At 63.6% G+C, this 17,881-nt stretch carries 15 protein-coding genes; 8 read left to right on the top strand and 7 right to left on the bottom strand.

The genetic code is table 11. The features are described 5' to 3' along the window. Window positions 1-8: 8 nt before the first annotated feature. The 6 genes from ACZ0AV_RS17350 to ACZ0AV_RS17325 all read right to left on the bottom strand — a co-directional run bounded on the left by ACZ0AV_RS17350 (window position 9) and on the right by ACZ0AV_RS17325 (window position 7,160). On the bottom strand, window positions 9-923 hold the full coding sequence (locus tag ACZ0AV_RS17350; RefSeq protein WP_499152174.1) for an ABC transporter permease: 915 nt from the start codon (window positions 921-923) through the stop codon (window positions 9-11). A gap of 58 nt (window positions 924-981) precedes the next feature. Further along, entirely contained in the window at window positions 982-2,592 is a 1,611-nt protein-coding gene (locus tag ACZ0AV_RS17345) for an ABC transporter substrate-binding protein (protein ID WP_499152173.1), read from the bottom strand. 52 nt (window positions 2,593-2,644) lie between these two features. Further along, entirely contained in the window at window positions 2,645-3,682 is a 1,038-nt protein-coding gene (locus tag ACZ0AV_RS17340) for an ABC transporter permease (RefSeq protein ID WP_499152172.1), read from the bottom strand. 63 nt (window positions 3,683-3,745) lie between these two features. Beyond that, window positions 3,746-5,359: an ABC transporter substrate-binding protein gene (locus ACZ0AV_RS17335; protein WP_499152171.1), complete on the bottom strand. Its 1,614-nt coding sequence runs from the start codon at window positions 5,357-5,359 to the stop codon at window positions 3,746-3,748. A gap of 69 nt (window positions 5,360-5,428) precedes the next feature. Beyond that, a complete protein-coding gene (locus ACZ0AV_RS17330; RefSeq protein ID WP_070880601.1) occupies window positions 5,429-6,583 on the bottom strand; it encodes a mandelate racemase family protein in 1,155 nt (384 codons plus the stop codon). Window positions 6,584-7,001: 418 nt separating this feature from the next. Next, window positions 7,002-7,160 carry a YqaE/Pmp3 family membrane protein gene (locus tag ACZ0AV_RS17325; RefSeq protein WP_499152170.1) on the bottom strand — a complete coding sequence of 53 codons (159 nt, stop codon included), beginning with the start codon at window positions 7,158-7,160 and terminating at the stop codon, window positions 7,002-7,004. 204 nt (window positions 7,161-7,364) lie between these two features. Here ACZ0AV_RS17325 and ACZ0AV_RS17320 point away from each other — a divergent pair, with 204 nt between their 5' ends. The 8 genes from ACZ0AV_RS17320 (at window position 7,365) to ACZ0AV_RS17285 (ending at window position 15,702) form a co-directional block, all read left to right on the top strand. Next, a complete protein-coding gene (locus tag ACZ0AV_RS17320) occupies window positions 7,365-7,925 on the top strand; it encodes an NADPH-dependent FMN reductase (protein ID WP_499152169.1) in 561 nt (186 codons plus the stop codon). Between the two features lie 339 nt (window positions 7,926-8,264). Then, a complete protein-coding gene (locus tag ACZ0AV_RS17315) occupies window positions 8,265-8,795 on the top strand; it encodes a sigma-70 family RNA polymerase sigma factor (RefSeq protein ID WP_499152168.1) in 531 nt (176 codons plus the stop codon). Then, window positions 8,788-9,738 (top strand): FecR family protein, encoded by a 951-nt coding sequence (locus ACZ0AV_RS17310; RefSeq protein ID WP_499152167.1) that lies wholly within the window; start codon window positions 8,788-8,790, stop codon window positions 9,736-9,738. Before ACZ0AV_RS17315 ends, ACZ0AV_RS17310 begins: the two co-directional genes overlap by 8 nt. 172 nt (window positions 9,739-9,910) lie before the next feature. Next, a complete protein-coding gene (locus ACZ0AV_RS17305) occupies window positions 9,911-12,358 on the top strand; it encodes a TonB-dependent siderophore receptor (RefSeq protein WP_499152166.1) in 2,448 nt (815 codons plus the stop codon). A gap of 2 nt (window positions 12,359-12,360) precedes the next feature. Beyond that, window positions 12,361-13,413, top strand: coding sequence for a FecCD family ABC transporter permease (locus tag ACZ0AV_RS17300; RefSeq protein ID WP_499152165.1), 1,053 nt, complete (start codon window positions 12,361-12,363; stop codon window positions 13,411-13,413). Next, entirely contained in the window at window positions 13,410-14,183 is a 774-nt protein-coding gene (locus ACZ0AV_RS17295) for an ABC transporter ATP-binding protein (protein ID WP_499152164.1), read from the top strand. Before ACZ0AV_RS17300 ends, ACZ0AV_RS17295 begins: the two co-directional genes overlap by 4 nt. Next, on the top strand, window positions 14,183-15,316 hold the full coding sequence (locus ACZ0AV_RS17290) for an ABC transporter substrate-binding protein (protein WP_499152163.1): 1,134 nt from the start codon (window positions 14,183-14,185) through the stop codon (window positions 15,314-15,316). Before ACZ0AV_RS17295 ends, ACZ0AV_RS17290 begins: the two co-directional genes overlap by 1 nt. Continuing rightward, the gene (locus tag ACZ0AV_RS17285) at window positions 15,313-15,702 is read left to right on the top strand and encodes a YkvA family protein (RefSeq protein ID WP_499152162.1); all 390 of its coding nucleotides are present in this window, start codon (window positions 15,313-15,315) and stop codon (window positions 15,700-15,702) included. The genes ACZ0AV_RS17290 and ACZ0AV_RS17285 overlap by 4 nt, the downstream gene beginning before the upstream one ends. Window positions 15,703-16,050: 348 nt before the next feature. Here ACZ0AV_RS17285 and ACZ0AV_RS17280 read toward each other — a convergent pair whose 3' ends face one another. Continuing rightward, complete coding sequence (locus ACZ0AV_RS17280; RefSeq protein WP_499152161.1) at window positions 16,051-17,829, bottom strand: acyl-CoA dehydrogenase C-terminal domain-containing protein; 1,779 nt, start codon at window positions 17,827-17,829, stop codon at window positions 16,051-16,053. Window positions 17,830-17,881: the final 52 nt, after the last annotated feature.

The following is a 17,881-nucleotide window of genomic DNA, read 5'->3' as shown; positions in this document are numbered from 1 at the left end:
GGGCCTCCTTATTCGCTGCGCGGATCGAGGACGTCGCGCAGACCGTCACCCAACAGGTTGAACGCCAGGCTGACCAGCATGATGGTCGCCCCCGGTACGGCTACCAGCCACCAGCATTCGAGCATGTAGCGACGCCCGGTGGAGATCATCGCGCCCCACTCCGGCAGCGGCGCCTGCGCCCCCAGGCCGAGAAAGCCCAGCGCGGCGGCGGTGAGGATGATGCTGGCCATGTTCATGGTCAGGCGGATGATCACCGAGGACATGCACATCGGCATGATGTGGCGCAGGATGATGCGCGACGACGAGGCGCCCTGCAGCTGGACCGCGACCACGAAATCGGCGTTGCGCAGCGACAGGGTTTCCGCCCGTGCCAGACGCGCAATGGGCGGCCAGGAAGTCAGCGCGATGGCGATCACCGCGTGCTCCAGGCCTGGGCCAAGGGCTGCGATGAAGGCCAGTGCCAGCACCAGGCTGGGGAACGAGATGAAGATGTCGGTGATGCGCATGAACAGCGCGTCGACGAAGCCGCCGAAGTAACCGGAAACGGTACCGACCAGCAGGCCGATCGGCCCGACGATGACGGTCACCAGACCGATGATGTACAGGGTGATGCGCGAGCCGTAGACCAGCCGGCTGAACACGTCGCGGCCATACTCGTCGGTGCCGAACCAATGTGCCGCGCTCGGCGCCTGCAGGGCATTGCTGAGGTTCTGCACGATGGGGTCGTGGGTGGCGATCCACGGCGCGAACGCCGCCACCAGGAGCAGCAGCGCCACCACACTGGAGCCCATCAGCGTCATGGGATTGCGCAGCAGGTGCTGCAGTACCCTTGCGCTGCTGAGGCAGAACGCCTGGAACGCGGAGACCGGCGCCCGCCCGTTCGCCCGCTTGATGGATGAAGATGAAGAGATGTTGGCAATCATCGTATGCCTCCTCTAACTCGGTTCGCTCGGTACCGGGCGCGCTGCCGCGCCCGCTCACTCAACGCTGCTTGTACACACCCAGGTAACGCGTCGCCTCGGCGTCGGCTCCCTGGAATCCCTTGACGTCGGCAGCGCTGACCACTGGATCGGTCATCTGCGAAATCATCATGATCGGTCCCACCAGCTGGTCGTAACGCTGCTGCACGCGGTGGTACATGCTCAGCTTGGCGGCTTCGTCGCGTTCCACGCCGAGTTTGTCGATCAGGCTGTTGAGTTCGTCGTCCTGAAAGGCTGCGCGCCATCCCTGGAAGTTGGCGATACCGGCGTCATCGCGGTTGTTCGGGTTGTAAACGAAGGTGCGCAGGCTGAAGTACGGGTGCGGATAGCGTTCGGCACCGCGGGCGACGATGATCTCGAAGTTGCGCGCACGCATTGCGCCGTACACCTGGTTGCCGGTGCCGGTGATGATGCTTGCCTGGATGCCGGCCTGGGCCAGGGTCGACTGCAGGCTGGAGGCGATATTCACGAACGGCGGCTCGGCCAGGGTGCGGATGGTGGTCTTGAAGCCCTGCGGGTGGCCAGCCTCGGCCAGCAGTGCCTTGGCCGCCTCGACATCGAGCTTGTAGCCGGGGTCGGGCAGGCGCGCTTCCAGGCCCAGCTGCATGGGCTGCTGGTTGAGCTTGCCGTAATAAGGCATCACCACCTTGTCCAGGCCCTGGTAATCGATCAGCGAGCGCACCGCCTTGCGCACGCGGATGTCGTCGAACGGCGCCGACTTCATGCTCATCGCCACGTAATACATGGTGCCGCGCGGCAGGGTCTGAATGTGCATCTCGCCCTTGGCGGCCAGGGCCTGTACGTCGGAGGCCGCCATGCCGTAGCCCATGTCCAGATCACCCCGTTCCAGCATCAGGCGCAGCGATTGCGACTCGGTGATGTGGCGGATCAGCACGCGCTTGAGCTTGCTAGGGCCGGCCCAGTAATCGGCGAATGCGCTCATCACCAGGGTGTCGTTGGCGCGCCAGGAGCTGAGGGTGAACGGGCCGCTGCCGGCTTCGTTGGTCACCAGCCAGGCGGCGCCCAGGTCGCCATTCTTGTCGTGTTCGAGCACGGTCTTGCGGTCCAGCACCACGGCGCTGGGCGAGGTGGCCAGGGTGTCGATCATCAGCAGGGGGTCGGTCGGCTGCGGCAGCTCGATGATCAACGTCGAATCGTTCTCGGCACGAATCAGTTGCTCGATGTTGTCCAGGCTGTAGCCGTAGGCTTTCCAGGTGGTGGCCAGGCCGAAATTGAGCTTGAGTACGCGGTACAGCGACCAGGCCACGTCTTCGGCGGTCACCGGGTTGCCGGAGTGAAAGCGCGCGTCGCCTCGCAGGTGAAAGGTCAGCCGCCGACCGTCCTCGCTGACCTCCCAACGCTCGGCCAGTTGCGGCACGTGCTCGTCCGGGCTGCCATCCTTGCGCAGCACCAGGGTGTCGTAGAGGTTGGCGTTGATACCCGAGGCATCGAGCCCCGGTGCATTCGCCGGGTCGATGGAAAACAGGTTGGCCATGCTCATGCCGACGATCAGTTGATCGTTCGGGGTCTTGGCCTGGGCAGTCAGCAGTGGCGCGGTGCACAGCAATGCACCAAGCACCGCGCTCAGCACGGTGGAGCGAAACGATTTCATGCGGATATCCCTATTTTGTAATTATTGAAGGGCTGCAATCAGTAAATTCAGGTCAGCGGGTGCGCGGGTCGAACACCTTGTACAGCGCATCGCTGAGCAGGTTGAGGCCGACGAAGATGAAGCCGATCACCAGTACACACCCCATCACCGCGTTCATGTCGCCGAGCAGCAGGCTGCTGGTCAGGTACTGGCCGAAGCCGGGCCAGGCGAACACCGTCTCGATCAGCACCGCGCCTTCGAGCAGCGAGCCGTAGGCCAGCGCCACCACGGTGAGCAACTGCACGAGGATGTTGCGAAACGCGTGCCCCCAGATCACCTTGCGCCGCGACAGGCCCTTGACCCGAGCGGTGAGGATGTACTCCTGGGAAAGCTGCTCGAGCATGAAACTGCGGGTCATGCGGCTGATGTAGGCCACCGAGTTGAGGCCGAGGATCAGCGCAGGCAGAAGGATGTGCTTGAGGGCACTGGAAAACGCCTCCCAGTCGCCGGCGATGGCGCTGTCGATCAGCAGCATGCCGGTCACCGAGGGCACCATACCGTCGTAGGCCAGGTCGATACGCCCTGCCCCGCCGGCCCAGCCAAGCCAGGCGTAGAACACCAGCAGGCCCATCATGCCCAGCCAGAAGATCGGCGTGGAGTAGCCGAACAGGGTGACCACGCGGGCCAGGTGGTCGCCAACGCGGCCCTGGTTGGCGGCCGCGAACACGCCCAGCGGCAGGCCGAGCACCACACCGAAGATGATCGCCAGGGTGGCCAGTTCGATGGTCGCCGGGAACACCCGGGCGATGTCTTCGATGACCGGATGGCCGGTGAGCAGCGCGTTGCCGAAATCACCCTGCGCCAGGTCGCGCAGGTAGTAGCCGAATTGCACCAGCAGCGGCCGATCCAGGCCCATGGCCTGATAGACCTGGTCGTAGGTGGAACTGTCGGCATCCGGGCCGACCACCGCCAGCACCGGGTCGAGGGGCATCACCCGGCCGATGAAGAAGGTCATGGCCAAGAGGCCTAGCAGAGTCATCAGCACCGCACCGAAACGGCGTGAGGTACCGCCCATCCGCGTGCCGAAGAAAGACGCAGTCGAAGCAAACATAACAGGCTCCCGATTGATCGCAGCTCGTTGGTCTCAGCAGAGGCGGCCTGGGCCGCCTGCGGCTCAACGATCCTTGTGCACATCCTTGTAGCGCGTGGTCGCCGCGCTGTGGCCGACGTAGCCGACCACGTCGTGGTAGATCACCACCGTGTCGGTCATTTGCGAGATGGGCATGATGGCGCCGACCTGCTCGTCGTAGAGGTTCTGGAACTGGTGATACAGCTCCATCTGGGCCTGCTTGTCCGGTTCGACCTCGGCCTTCTCGATCAGCGCGTTCAGCTCGGGGCTGTAGAACGAGGTGCGCCAGCCCTGGAAGTTGCTCAGCTTGGCTTCATCCCGGTTGTCCGGGTTGTACACCAGGGTGCGCAGGCTGGAATGCGGGTGACGCTCGGCACCGCCGCCGCCGCGCCCAACGATGATGTCGAAGGTGCGCTCGCGCATGGAGCCATACACCTGGGTGCCGGTCCCGGTGACGATGCGCGCCTTGATACCGGCCTGGGCCAGGGTCGACTGCACGCTGGAGGCGATGTTGATGAACGGCGGTTCGGCAAGTACGCGGATGGTGGTCTGGAAGCCGTCCGGATAACCGGCTTCGGCCAACAGCTTCTTGGCTTCCTCGACGTTCAGGCGGTAGCCCGGGTCGTCCAGGCGCGCCGGCAGGCCGAGCGGCATCGGGCGCTGGTTGAGGGTGCCGTAGTGCGGCATCACCACATCGTTGATGCCCTGGTAGTCGATCAGCGAGCGAATGGCCTTGCGCACACGGGCGTCGGCGAACATCGGCTGCTTGGTGCTCAGCGCCACGTAATACAAGGTGCCGCGCTGCACGGTCTGGGTCTTGACCTTGTCCGAGCTGCTCAGCGCGGTGATATCCGGTGCGGACATGCCGCGGGCGATGTCCAGGTCACCACGCTCGACCATCAGGCGCAGCGACTGCGACTCGGTCATGTTGCGCATCACCACGCGTTTGAGTTTGGCCGGGCCACCCCAGTAGTCCTCGAAGCGGGTCATCAGAATCACGTCGTTGGCGCGCCAGGCGTTGAGCACGAAGGGCCCGCTGCCCGCTGCGTTGGTGGTCAGCCAGGCACCGCCCATGTCGCCGTTCTTGTCGTGCTTGAGCACCTCTTTCTTGTCGAGGATGAACGCACTGGGCGAGGTCGCCAGGGTATTGAGCACCAGCATCGGGTCGGTCGGGCGAGCCAGCTCGATCACCACGGTGTGGGCGTCGGGGGCACGGATCTGTTGCTCGACGTTGTCGGCGGTGAAGCCGTAGGCCTTCCAGGTGGAGGCCAGTGCCAGGTTGAGCTTGAGCACGCGGCGCAGCGACCAGATCACGTCCTCGGCGGTCAGCTCGTTGCCGGAATGGAACTTGACGCCGCTGCGCAGGTGGAAGGTCAGGGTCTTGTGGTCATCGCTGATTTCCCAGCGCTCGGCCAGGGCCGGTACCAGGTTGTCCGGCGCGGCGGCGTCCTGTACCAGCAACATGTCGTACAGGTTGGCGTTCACCTCGGACACGTCCAGGCCGGTCGCGGCCGCCGGGTCGAGGGAGAGCAGGTTGATCATGCTCATGCCGACGATGAGCTGGTCGGCAGGGGTCTTGGCCTGCACCGTGGAAACGCTGCTCAGGCTCAGGGTGGCGGCCAGCAGGCCCGCCAGCAGATGTGGAATTGGTTTGATCATGAGATAGCCTTCTTATAGTTATTCGACTCTCAGAAACAGCGCAGCCGCGAACGGCTGCGCGCCGGTGCTTCAGTACCGGTTGACGGTATTCGTCTCGATGTAGGCGAAGTTGATGTCTTCGCCCAGGCCCGGCCGATCCGGCAGGTGCACATAACCGTCGCTGTCCATGGGGTCGACGATGCTGTTCAGGTAGGCCGGCACATCGTCATAGTTGAGGAACGGGTGCAGCAGACCGCGCTCGTACCAATCGCAGTTCTTGATCGCGCCGACCACGGCCAGGTTGGCAGCGCCGTTACCGTGGATTTCGCAGTGCATGCCGTAGGATTCGGCGAGGTGTGCAACCTTCAGGCACGGCGCGATACCACCGACCCCGGCCACGCCGGCGCGCAGGATGTCACAGGCACCCTGCCCCACCCAACTGGCACGACTCATGTACTTGCCCCCGAGCGACTCCGGGCCCAGCACCGGGATGTCGAGGTTGGCGGCCAACCAGGCGTAGGATTCGGCGGACTCCTCCATCATCGGCTCCTCGAACCAGGCGAAGTTGAGCTTCTCCAGTTCACGGCCGATGTACAGCGCGTCGGTGCGGCTGTACCAGTGGTAGCCATCGAGCATCAGGGCGATGTCCGGGCCGACCGCTTCACGCACTGCGGCGCAGGCACGCACGTCCATCTTCGGATCCGGCGCGAAGGAGATCGGCGGCATCCAGGTGTGCAGCTTGATCGCCTTGTAGCCGCGTGCGACCAGTTGCTCGGCGAAACGGCCGTACTCCTCAGGCGTCGACAGGCCGCCCGGCAGGTCATCACCGCACATGGTCGAGCCGTAGGCCAGCACCTTGTCGCGATAGCCACCGATCAACTTGTGCACCGGCTGCTTGAATTTGCGCCCGGCCCAATCCCACAACGCCTGCTCGACGAGTGCCAGGGCGCGGTCGGTCAACTGACTGGCGCTGCCGCGCTGCCAGTGGGCGAGGTCTTGCCAGATCTTCTCGCGGTCCATGACGTTCTGGCCGATCAGCACCTTGCGCACGAAGCTGTCGATGATGTGCGGGCGAATCAGTTCTGGCGCGCCGAAGGCATAGCCTTCCACACCGTCTTCCGTGGCGATACGCAGCATGGCCATCTTGGCCAGGGATTCTTCGCCCGGGTGGGCGTGACCGGCAGCATCGACGCTGCGGCGGGTGGGGTAGGTGAAAACCTCGACATTGACCTGAGTGATCTTCATTGAGCGCGCCTTGAATCTTGTGATTATTTGAGTGGCCCGATGTATGTTGTCATACAGCGAATGAGCGGATAATTGCGCCAATCAAAAACGCTGTCAAGAAGCTGTAAAGAAGATTTTCACGGTGTGGCAGCATGTGAAAATGCCACCATCGACAGTACTCAAACACTCCAATCTTCTATATTTATCCATTAATTTCATTGTGTTATAGAAAATTCACATCCACATAAACAGTACATTCTCGGCAAATTTCACCAAGACAATACCTGCTGATCACCGCTGTCTATACAGAAAATTAGCCAACCCAAGATCGCCAAAAAAGGACAACCCACTCAAGTTGTCGTACAGCAGAACCTTGCCGCCAAGTAAACGCAGGCAACAAAAAACCGCGCAATTGCGCGGTTTCAGTGAGGCGCCAGGCTTAGCGTTTGGCGATGATGTACACCGCGTGAATGATGCCCGGGAAATAGCCGCACAGTGTCAGCAGGATGTTCAGCCAGAAGGCGCCAGCAAAGCCGACCTGCAGGAAAACGCCGAGCGGCGGAAGAAGAATGGCGATCAAAATGCGGATCAGGTCCATGGAATACGTCCTATAAAGGTTGGCCCGGCTGGGCGATACCCTCAATCGACTGACTCAGGCGACATCCGGTTCAAGAAAAATGATGCACACACCGCAACACCACAGCGCCCTGCAAGGCGCCGATGAGGCTTTCGAAGCGACGCGCGGCGTCTATAGTGTGCTGGCTCTGTCTATAACCGCTGCACCCCTTTCAGGAGAGTTTTCATGAGCAAAACCTACACCGTGGCCGTACTGGTCGGCAGCCTGCGAAAGGCCTCGATCAACCGTAAGCTGGCGTTGGCGCTCGCCGACCTCGCCCCGCAGAACCTGAACCTGAAGATCGTCGAGATCGGCGAGTTGCCGCTGTACAACGAAGATATCGACGTGGAGCCGGCACCAGCCGCCTACACCGCCTTTCGCCAGGAGCTGAACGCCGCCGACGCGGTGCTGTTCGTAACCCCGGAATACAACCGTTCGATTCCCGCGCCGATGAAAAACGCCGTGGACGTCGCATCGCGCCCTTACGGCCAGAGCGCCCTCAGCGGCAAGCCGGCAGGCGTAGTCAGCGCTTCGCCGGGCGCCGTCGGCGGTTTCGGTGCCAACCATCAGCTGCGCCAGGCCCTGGTGTTTCTCGACATGCCGATGCTGCAACAGCCAGAGGCCTACCTGGGTGGTGCAGGCAACTTCTTCGATGACAACGGCAAGCTGAGCGACAGCGTCAAGCCGTTCCTGCAGAAGTACATCGACACCTACGCCGCCTGGGTCGAAAAGACCGCCAAAAGCTGATTCCTGCGTAAGAGCTTGTTCATAATCTTTCAGCCCAGATTCGCCGATTTTGGCAGCTAAGTGGCGATATGGGACATTCGCAGGGTGGACGGAGCTTCATCCGTCCACCGCTCTGCAACCGCAATGGTGGACAAAAAGAGCGTTGTCCACCCTACGCAGTGATCGGCTGCTACTGCCTTGTAGCTGCTACTTCAGGCGCATAAAGATCGTGAACAGGCTGTAACAGAAGCCCGGCTACCGGGCTTCCTTCCAATTGAAAAAGCCTCTCAATACCGTCTACAGTAGCGCCTTTTTGCCGGCCCAGACGATGTGCGTCTGCAGTACCACGAGGCGCAAACCATGAACGATTCGGCCGACAAGCTGAATGTATTTCTGTCCTGCCGCAGGGCGCTGGTCAACTATGCCGCACAGATCACCCAGGATCGTGATCGTGCCGAAGACGTCGTCCAGGAAGCCTATCTGCGCCTGCACCCGTTGCAGCACCGCGAGTTGCAGGCTATCGAACAGCCCGTAGCCTACCTCTATCGCATCGTGCGCAACCTTGCCCTGGACATGCGTCTGAGCGAAGCCCGCGAACAGCGGCGCCACGCCATGCCTCCAGACTGGCTGGTGCCGGCGATGGCCGCCAGCCCCGAAGAGGCCTGCCTGCAAAGCGATGAACTGGAACAGCTGTCCAGCGCCCTGGCGACCCTGCCGGAACAAAGCCGACGCGCCCTGGAGATGCATCGCCTGGGTGGCAAGACCCTGGCGCAGATCGCCGAACACCTTGGCGTTTCCCTGGCCACCGCGCACCGCCTCGTGCGTGACGCGCTGGTGCGCCTGGCGCGTGCCCTGCCCGGTGATGAAGCACGAGAACAGCCCCGTGACTGAGGTGCCTGGCGATCCCCACGACCTGCTCGAACAGGCCGCTGACTGGCACCTGCGCCTCAGCGAAACACCAGACGCCCGAGCGGATTTCCAATGCTGGCTGGCACAGAGTGCGGAGCACCGCCGCGCCTGGCAACAGATCGAGCGCGTCTGGGGCGGCATTGCCCAGCTTCCCGACGCCCAGGCTCAAACCAGTCGCCCCAGCCAGCGACCGCGACGCCAGCGCCGTTGGCTGCCGGCTGCACTGGCGGCCGGAGTCGCCGTGCTGGCGATCCTCACCTACCCAGAGGCGGCACTGCACTGGCAGGCGGACTATGTGACCGGTACCGGCGAGACACGCACGGTGATTCTGGAGGACGGCTCGCAAATCACCCTTGGCCCGCGTAGCGCCTTGCGCACTGCGTACCAGAGCGAGCAGCGAACTGTGCAGCTGCTGGCCGGCCAGGCGTTCTTCGAGGTGCGGCGCGACGCCGGGCGCCCCTTCGTGGTCCGGGCCGACAGCAGCGAGGTACGGGTGCTCGGCACCGCGTTCGAGGTCGACCTCGGCGAAGCTTATCTGGAGGTGGCCGTACAGCGCGGCCTGGTACGCGTGAGCAGCCAGGCCGACGGTGCCAGCCGCGAAGATGACCTACGCCCTGGTGAAGGCCTGCGCCAGGATCGGTTCAGCGGAAGCGTCCAGCATCTGCGCCCCGGTGGTGAGCAGGTCGCGGGCTGGCGGCGTGGCCATCTGTTCGTGGAGAACGCCAGCGTGAGTGACATCCTCGAGCAGATGCGCCGCTATACACCAGGCTGGATCGTGCTCGCCGACCCGGCGCTGGCGCAGCGACGCCTGAGCGGTATCTACGACATGCGCGATCCGGACCGTGCGCTTGCTGCCCTGGCGCAATCGCTATCGGTCCCCAGCCGGCATGTGACGCCCTGGGTCCGCGTGCTGGGAACGCCGTGAACGCCACGCTCTGCCGACACTGATAACAATCGCAAGAGCTCGCATGCCCCTTGATTGCCGTGGTTCGCCGAGAGGCAGACATTAAAAAATCATCGGTGATGAAAAAAATCGCCGGCGGCGTCGTCTTTACAACCGTGAGTTTGAGAATACCTCTCAAACGTTAACGATATGTATGAAGGACGACAGCATGCTGGTGCCGCGCTTGCGCTTTTCCCCTCCACTCGCCCTGCGCCTCGGCATCGGATGCTTCGCCGCCCCCGGCCTGTTGCTTGCCGCCCCCTTGGCGATGGCACAGAGCAGCGCGCAGTCGCCAGGCAGCAGCACCGACCAGCGCCTGCAGGCCTTTTCCATCGCCAGCCAGCCATTGGTCTCTGCACTGGCCGAATTCGGCAGCCAGCGCGGCATTCAGGTCAGCTTCGATGCGCGCCTTGCCGATGGCCTGGACGCACCGGCGCTGCAGGGTAGCTACAGCGAGCAGCAGGCGCTGGCCCTGTTGTTGAAAGGTTCCGGCCTGGGCTGGACACTCACTGCCGAGCGCACCCTGCTGCTGTTCCCCCAGGCTGGCAGCGGCTCGCTGTCCCTGGCGCCGTCGACCATCAGCGCTACCGGCGAGTACGAATATGCCGATGGCCCGGTGAGCGGTTACCGGGCCACCCGCAGTGCCACTGGCAGCAAGACAGACACGGCTCTGCGCGACCTCCCGCAATCGATCCAGGTCGTGCCCAGCCAGGTCATCGAGGATCAGCAGCTCAACCAACTGGCGGACGCTCTGGTCAACGTCAGCAGCGTGCAGCGCGGCAACTCCCACGGCGGCTCCACCGAGAGCTTCGTGGTGCGCGGCTTTCACTCTCGCACCTACGCGGTCGATGGCATGCTCATGAACCCGCTGGTATCGCGCCCTGAAGTGATCAGCGATCTGGTCAATGTCGAGCGCGTGGAAGTGCTCAAGGGCCCGGCCTCGGTACTTTACGGCCAGGGCGACCCCGGCGGACTGATCAACCTGGTGACCCGCAAACCGACGTTCACACCAGAGACCCGGCTCAAGGCCCAGGCCGGCAGCGAAGATTTCTATCGCCTGGAGGTCAACGCCAGCGGCCCGCTGGACGAAGCGAAAACCCTGGCCGGGCGCATCGCCATCGCCGGGCAGACCGAGAGCAGCTTCCGCGACACCTTTCGCGACAACCGCCACACCTATATCTCCCCGACCTTGCGCTGGGAGCCGTCCGAATACACCCGAGTCGACGGCGGTCTGGAATACACCACCCAGACCAGCCAGTTCGACCGCGGCGTGATCCCGCAGAACGGCCGTATCAGCATGAAGCCGGAGCGCTTTCTGCATGAGCCCTGGTCCCACGACGACGCCAAAAAGGTCGCGGCCTGGTGGCGTGTCGAGCATGACGTCAATGACTGGCTGACCCTGCGTCAGGCGACCCGCTGGGACGAGTCGGACAAACAGCGTTACGTCGTCGACCTGCGCGAGATGCGCGCCGACGGCCGCACCCTGCGTCGCCGCGCCACCGACGGCAAGGAAGCCATACGCACCCTGGATATGCAGTTCGAGGCCATCGCCCGCTTCGCCACGGGTGGCCTGCAGCATACGGCGCTGGTCGGCTTCGAATACCTCGAAGGCGACCGCCGTGCAGGCAGCGACCGTGCCGAATTGGCTGACATCGATATTTACCAGCCGGTCTACGGCGCGGTACCCGGTACGTTCAGCTACGGCGGCGGCTCGGAGTACGAGCTGGAAACCCAGAGCCTGTACCTGCAGGATCAGATCGATCTGAGCAGCCAGTGGAAACTGCTGGTCGGGGCACGCTACGACAGTACCCGGCAGAAAAACCTGACCATCGAAAACGACTACAGCGAGGTTCCTACCAGCCTCGATCCCGAAAAGGTCTCCCCGCGCATCGGTCTGGTCTACCAGCCCAACGATCAACTGTCGCTCTATGCCAGCTACAGCACCTCGTTCGTCCCTCAGGGCGATATCGACCGCTCCGGTCGGCCACTGGATCCAGAGGAAGGCAAGCAATTCGAAGTCGGTGCCAAGGTCGAGCTGATTCCACAACGACTGAGCGCCACGCTGGCCGTGTTCCAGCTGACCCGCGAAAACGTCGCCAGTACCGATCCGGAAAATGAGGATCGCTCCATCCAGACCGGCGAGCAGCGCGTGCGCGGCGTCGAGTTGGATATCGTCGGCGAACCGCTGGACGGCTGGCACATCATCGCCAACACCAGCGTGCTCAACGCCGAGCTGACCAAGCACACGCCCACCGCTGACTCACTGGTGCGTGAAGGCAACAAACTGCAGGGCGTACCGACCCTGAGCGGTTCGCTGTGGAGCAGCTACCAACTGCAATCCGGCAGCCTGAAAGGCTTGGGCTTCGGTGCCGGGGTAATCGCCGTTGGCGCCCGCGAGGGCAATCTGGAGAACAGCTACGACGTCTCCGGCTACACGCGCTTCGACGCCAGCCTGTTCTACGACCTCAGCGAACAGGTTCGCGTCTCGCTCAACGGACGCAATCTCACTGATCGCGAGTACCTGGAAACCGTCGCCTCCACCGATGGCAACTACTACGGCGAACCGGCCTCGCTGCTGGCCACCATCAGCGCGAAATTCTAACCATGCACGACTCTTTCACGGCCCAGGAGCTGGCCGCGGCATACGGGCGAGTGCTGCACAAGCGTCTGCTGATCTGTGGGGCGCTGCTGGGCGCGGTATTCATCAGCCTGATGCTGGATATCGCCATCGGCTCAACGCTATTTTCGCCAGGCGAAGTCCTGGGCGCGCTGTTCACGCCTCAGTCGGTGGATATCGACACGCAGGTGATCGTCCGCGAACTGCGCCTGCCCTTCGCGTTGATGGCGGTGCTGGTCGGCGTGGCGCTGTCGCTGGCCGGTGCGGAGATGCAGACGGTGCTGGGTAACCCTCTGGCTGACCCCTTCACGCTAGGCCTGTCTTCCGCCGCTTCGCTGGGTGCGGCACTGGCCATCGTCCTCAACCTGGGCATTCCCGGCGTGCCGGACAGCGCCCTGGTGACCCTCAACGCCTTCTTCTTCGCCTTCGCCTCGGTGCTCCTGCTGCAGGGCGTCGCGCGCCTTGCCGACGGCGTGCAGACCCTGCTGCTATTCGGCATCGCCCTGGTGTTCTGCTACAACGCGCTGGTCGCCCTGTTGCAATACATCGCCTCACCCGATGCCCTGCAGCAACTGGTGTTCTGGAGCCTTGGCAGCCTGACCCGTTCCAGCTGGACTGCCGTGCAGACCCTGGGTTTGGTGGTGCTGCTGACCATCCCCTTCAGCCTGCGCGCCGCCTGGCCAATGACCGCCCTGCGCCTCGGCGAGGAGCGCGCGCTGACCCTCGGTATCGATGTCGGCCGCCTGCGCTTCGGCTCGCTGCTGCGCATCAGCCTGCTGGCCGCCACGGCAGTGGCCTTCGTCGGCACCATCGGTTTCATCGGCCTGGTCGGCCCGCATATCGCACGCCTGCTGATCGGCGAGGATCACCGCTTCTTCCTGCCGGTCAGCGCCCTGATCGGCGCGCTGGTGATGTCCCTCGCTTCGATCGCCAGCAAACTGGTGATTCCTGGCGTCATCCTGCCGGTGGGCATCGTTACCGCCCTGATCGGCGTGCCGCTGTTCATGACGCTGCTGCTGCGCCAGGGGCGGCGCCCATGACTGCGCCAGCCCTGACGATTGCCGGGCTGCAGGTGCACTGCCGTGGCACGCAGATTCTCCATGGCATAAACCTGCCCGCCATCGGGCCGGGCACGCTGGTGGCACTGGTCGGCCCCAACGGTGCCGGCAAGTCCACCCTGCTGCGCAGCCTCGCGGGCCTTCTACCCACTACCGGCAGCCTGCACCTGGGCGAGCTCGACCTGCTGCGCTGTTCGCGCCGCGAACGCGCGCGCCACCTTGGCTTCATGCCCCAGCAATTGCCCGAGGGCATCGCCATGAGCGTGCTGGAGACCCTGCTCGGCGCGCTGCATGCGGGCCAGGCGGGACAACCCCCTGACGCCGTACAGCGAGCCCATGGCGTCCTCGAGCATCTGGGCGTGGTTCACCTAGCCATGCGCCCGCTCGAGCAGTTGTCCGGTGGTCAGCGGCAATTAGTGAGCCTGGCCCAGGCGATGATTCGCGAGCCATCGCTGCTGCTGCTCGACGAACCCACCAGCGCCCTGGATCTGCATCATCAGAACCGGGTAATGGGCACCGTGCGCAGCCTCGCCGACCAAGGCCGCATTGTCGTCGTGGTGCTGCACGACCTGGCCCTCGCCGCTCGCTGGGCAGATCGCCTGGTGGTGCTCGCCAACGGTCGGGTGCAAGCCAGCGGCAGCCCGAAACAGACCCTGACGCCGGCGCTGCTGGCGGATGTCTACAAGGTCGATGCGCGGGTCGAAACCTGCAGCCGTGGGCACCTGCAGATTGCCGTGGATGCCGCGCTGTAATGGTCCGTGCCGCGCTGGCGATGATCCTGCTGCTGGTGACTGCCGCCCTGCAGGCGGCTGGCTATCCACGTAACGTGGTCGACCTGGCTGGCCGCCAGGTACGCATCGAAACACCACCGCAACGCATCCTGCTGCAGGACAGCAACGACCTGCTGGCCCTGACAATTCTCGAGCGCGAGGATCCGCTGGCCCGCGTGGTGGCGTTCAACAATAACCTGCGCGGCTCCGATCCCAGCCTCTGGCGGTTGCTGGTCGAGCGCTGGCCGGCTGCGGCCGGAGTACCGACCCTGGGTTTCTCCTCTGCCGGGGACGTGGACATCGAACGCATCATTCGCCTGCGTCCGGATTTGCTGGTGGTGCGCCTGGAAGCCAGGTCGGCGGTGGAGAACAGTGTGCTCGGCGACCTGCTAGAGCGACTGGGCATCCCGTTGATCTACGTCGACAGCGAAGACGATCCGCTGCGCAACGTGCCGCGCAGTCTGTTGCTGCTTGGCGACGTGCTGGATCGCCAGGGCCGGGCGCGGGCCTATGTCCAGGCCTACCAGGCAAAACTCCGCGAACTGCAGCGGCGCAGCCGCGATCTTGCAAAACCTCGCGTGTTCATCGAGGCCCGAGCGGGCCAGGCCGGTAGCGGCGCCTGTTGCCACACCCAGGGCGACAACGGCTGGGGCGCGATGGTCAAGGCCCTCGGTGCGACCAACCTCGGCTCACAATTACTGCTTGGCGACTCGGGCGACGTGGCATTGGAAATGCTCATTCGCAGCAAACCGGACCACTACGTGATGACCGGCACCCAGCGCCTGCGCGATGGTGCGGCCGCCCTGCCGCTCGGTTATCACGCCAGCGCCAACGCCGTGCAGGCGCACCTTCGGCATCTGTTGCAGCGGCCGGGTTTCGCGCGCATCCGCAAGGCGCCGAACCACTGTATCCACGGCCTCTATCACCAGTTCTACAACAGTATGTTCAACGTCATCGGGCTCGAATACCTGGCGAGCATCCTCTGGCCCCAGGCCTTCGACGATCTCGACCCGGATGCCAGCTACCGCACCTGGGTTGCCCGCTTCACCGAACTGCCCGATGCACCACTGGTATTCTCCGCCCGCCATTGCGGCATCGATGAAGCGACTCCATGAAAAAACTGCTGAGCACACTGCGCGCCTGGGCCAAGGCACTCAAACGTCAAATCATCCTGCTTTGGCTCTGCTGCCGTCAGCCGGACATGCCCTGGCCAGCCAAACTGGTGGGAATCGCCGTGGTGCTTTATGCCGTGAGCCCGGTGGATCTGATCCCGGACTTCATTCCGGTACTCGGCCTGCTCGATGACCTGCTGCTATTGCCCTTGGGCATCGCCTTGGCCGTGCGCCTGACACCTGCCGAACTGATCCAGCGCTGCCGCCCGCAAGCCGAACGCCTGGCCGATACGCGCATCGGCGGGCGTGGCCGCTGGACAATGGCGGTAGTCATCGTATTGGTCTGGATGCTGCTCGCGGTGCTGATCTGGCGCTGGTTTCATGTATGACGACGCCTTAGCAGCAGCGCGGCAGTACACAAGCGGGTAGCCGGAGAGGATCGAGAGGGGAATTTACAAACGCAGTGAAACACGTCATCGGACACGGCAGTTTTTATCCGCCCCAAAAAGAAAACCCCGCCGAAGCAGGGTTTTTACAGACTCAATTCTGACATCCTTGATCATCGCGCCATCCTGGCTGCGTCCCACGTATCCCTGTCTGTTCAGTGCGCTTCCTGCGCTAAGTCCTTGAAGTGAAGATTACGCTTCGCCTGAAGGCGTCGACAGTGGCTAAAGGCAGAACCACGTGTAAGCCATGACCTACACGGCCATGCCAGTAAACACGGGGCCTGCAGCGGCTCAGAACTGTTCGGCTGCGAGCAGGTACAGGCTCTCGCTGCCGGCGCTCACCGAGGCGCTCAGCGAATGGATGCGTGGCAGCAGGCGGGCGAAGTAGAACCGCGCGGTGCCCAGCTTGCTGGCATAGAAATCCTCCTGCCCTTCCTTGCCCAGCGCCGCCTTGGCCATCATTGCCCACATGTAGGCGTAGGCGGTGTAACCGAACAGGTGCAGGTACTCGACCGAGGCTGCGCCGATCTCGTTGGGGTTGCTGCGGGCGCGCTCGAGCAACGCGGTGGTTTGCACCTCCAGGATGGCGACCGCGGCCAGCAGCGGCTCGCTGAACTCCGCGGGCGGTGCATCAGCGGCGTTGGCGAAGGCACGAATCTCATCGGTGAAATGCTGCGAGAAGGCGCCACCACTGCCAACCACTTTGCGGCCCACAAGATCCAGCGCCTGAATGCCATTGGTGCCTTCGTAGATCTGCGTGATGCGGCAGTCGCGCACCAGTTGCTCCTGCCCCCATTCACGCACGTAACCGTGCCCACCAAAAACCTGCTGGCCGTGAATCGTGGTTTCCAGCCCGAGGTCGGTCAAGAACGCCTTGGCCACCGGGGTCAACAAGGCGACCAGTTCCTCGGCGCGCTTGCGGGTGGTCGGGTCTTCGCTGTATTTGGCGGTGTCGAGCTGCACGGCCACGTAGCTCGAAAAAGCACGCCCCCCCTCGTTGAGGGCTTTCATGGTCAGCAGCATGCGACGCACGTCCGGGTGCACGATGATCGGGTCGGCGACCTTGTCCTTGGCCACCGCGCCGCTCGGGGCGCGACTCTGAATGCGCTCGCGGGCGTACTCGATGGCGCTCTGGTAGGAGCGCTCGCCGGTCGACAGACCTTGAATGCCGACCCCGAGTCGTTCGTAGTTCATCATGGTGAACATCGCCGCCAGGCCACGGTTCGGCGCATCGATGATGTAACCGGTGGCGCCATCGAAGTTCATTACACAGGTACTCGACGCCTTGATGCCCATCTTGTGCTCGATCGAGCCACAGGACAGCGCGTTGCGCTCGCCCAACGAGCCATCGGCATTGACCAGGAACTTGGGCACCAGAAACAGCGAAATGCCCTTCGGCCCGGCAGGCGCGTCCGGCAGTTTGGCCAGCACCAGATGGATGATGTTTTCGGTGAGGTCGTGCTCGCCGCCAGTGATGAAGATCTTCGTGCCGCTGACCTTGTAGCTGCCGTCGGCCTGAGGTTCGGCCTTGGTACGGATGATGCCCAGGTCGGTGCCGGCATGGGGTTCGGTCAGGCACATGGAGCCGGCCCACACGCCGGCATACATGTTTGGCAGGTAGGCCTGTTTCAGCTCCTCGCTGGCGTGTGCGTTGATCGACAGGCAGGCGCCTGCGGTGAGCATCGGGTAGAGGCCGAACGACAGGCTGGAGGAATTGACCATCTCTTCGACCTGGGCGGAAATCACCTTGGGCATGCCCATGCCGCCAAACTGTGGATCGCCGCCGACGCCCACCCAGCCGCCCTCGGCGTAGGCCTTGTACGCCTCGATGAATCCGGCTGGCGTGGTGACTACCCCATCGGCCCAGGAACAGCCTTGCTCATCGCTGGCCCGGTTCAGCGGGGCGATCATACCTGCGGTGATCTTGCCGGCTTCCTCGAGAATGGCGTTGGCGGTCTCTTCATCGACCACCTCGGCCAGGGCAGGCAGCTGCGCCCAGAGCCTGGAGACCTGTAAAACCTCGTTGAGCACGAAGCGCATGTCACGCAGGGGAGCTTGATAATCGGCCATGGGAAATCCTCGGGAGCACGTTCAGAAGCCGAGTCTAGCCCAACAACTTTTC

This window comes from Pseudomonas sp. AC532 (genome assembly GCF_979258965.1).
This window is presented reverse-complemented; position numbering and strand designations above follow the sequence as displayed.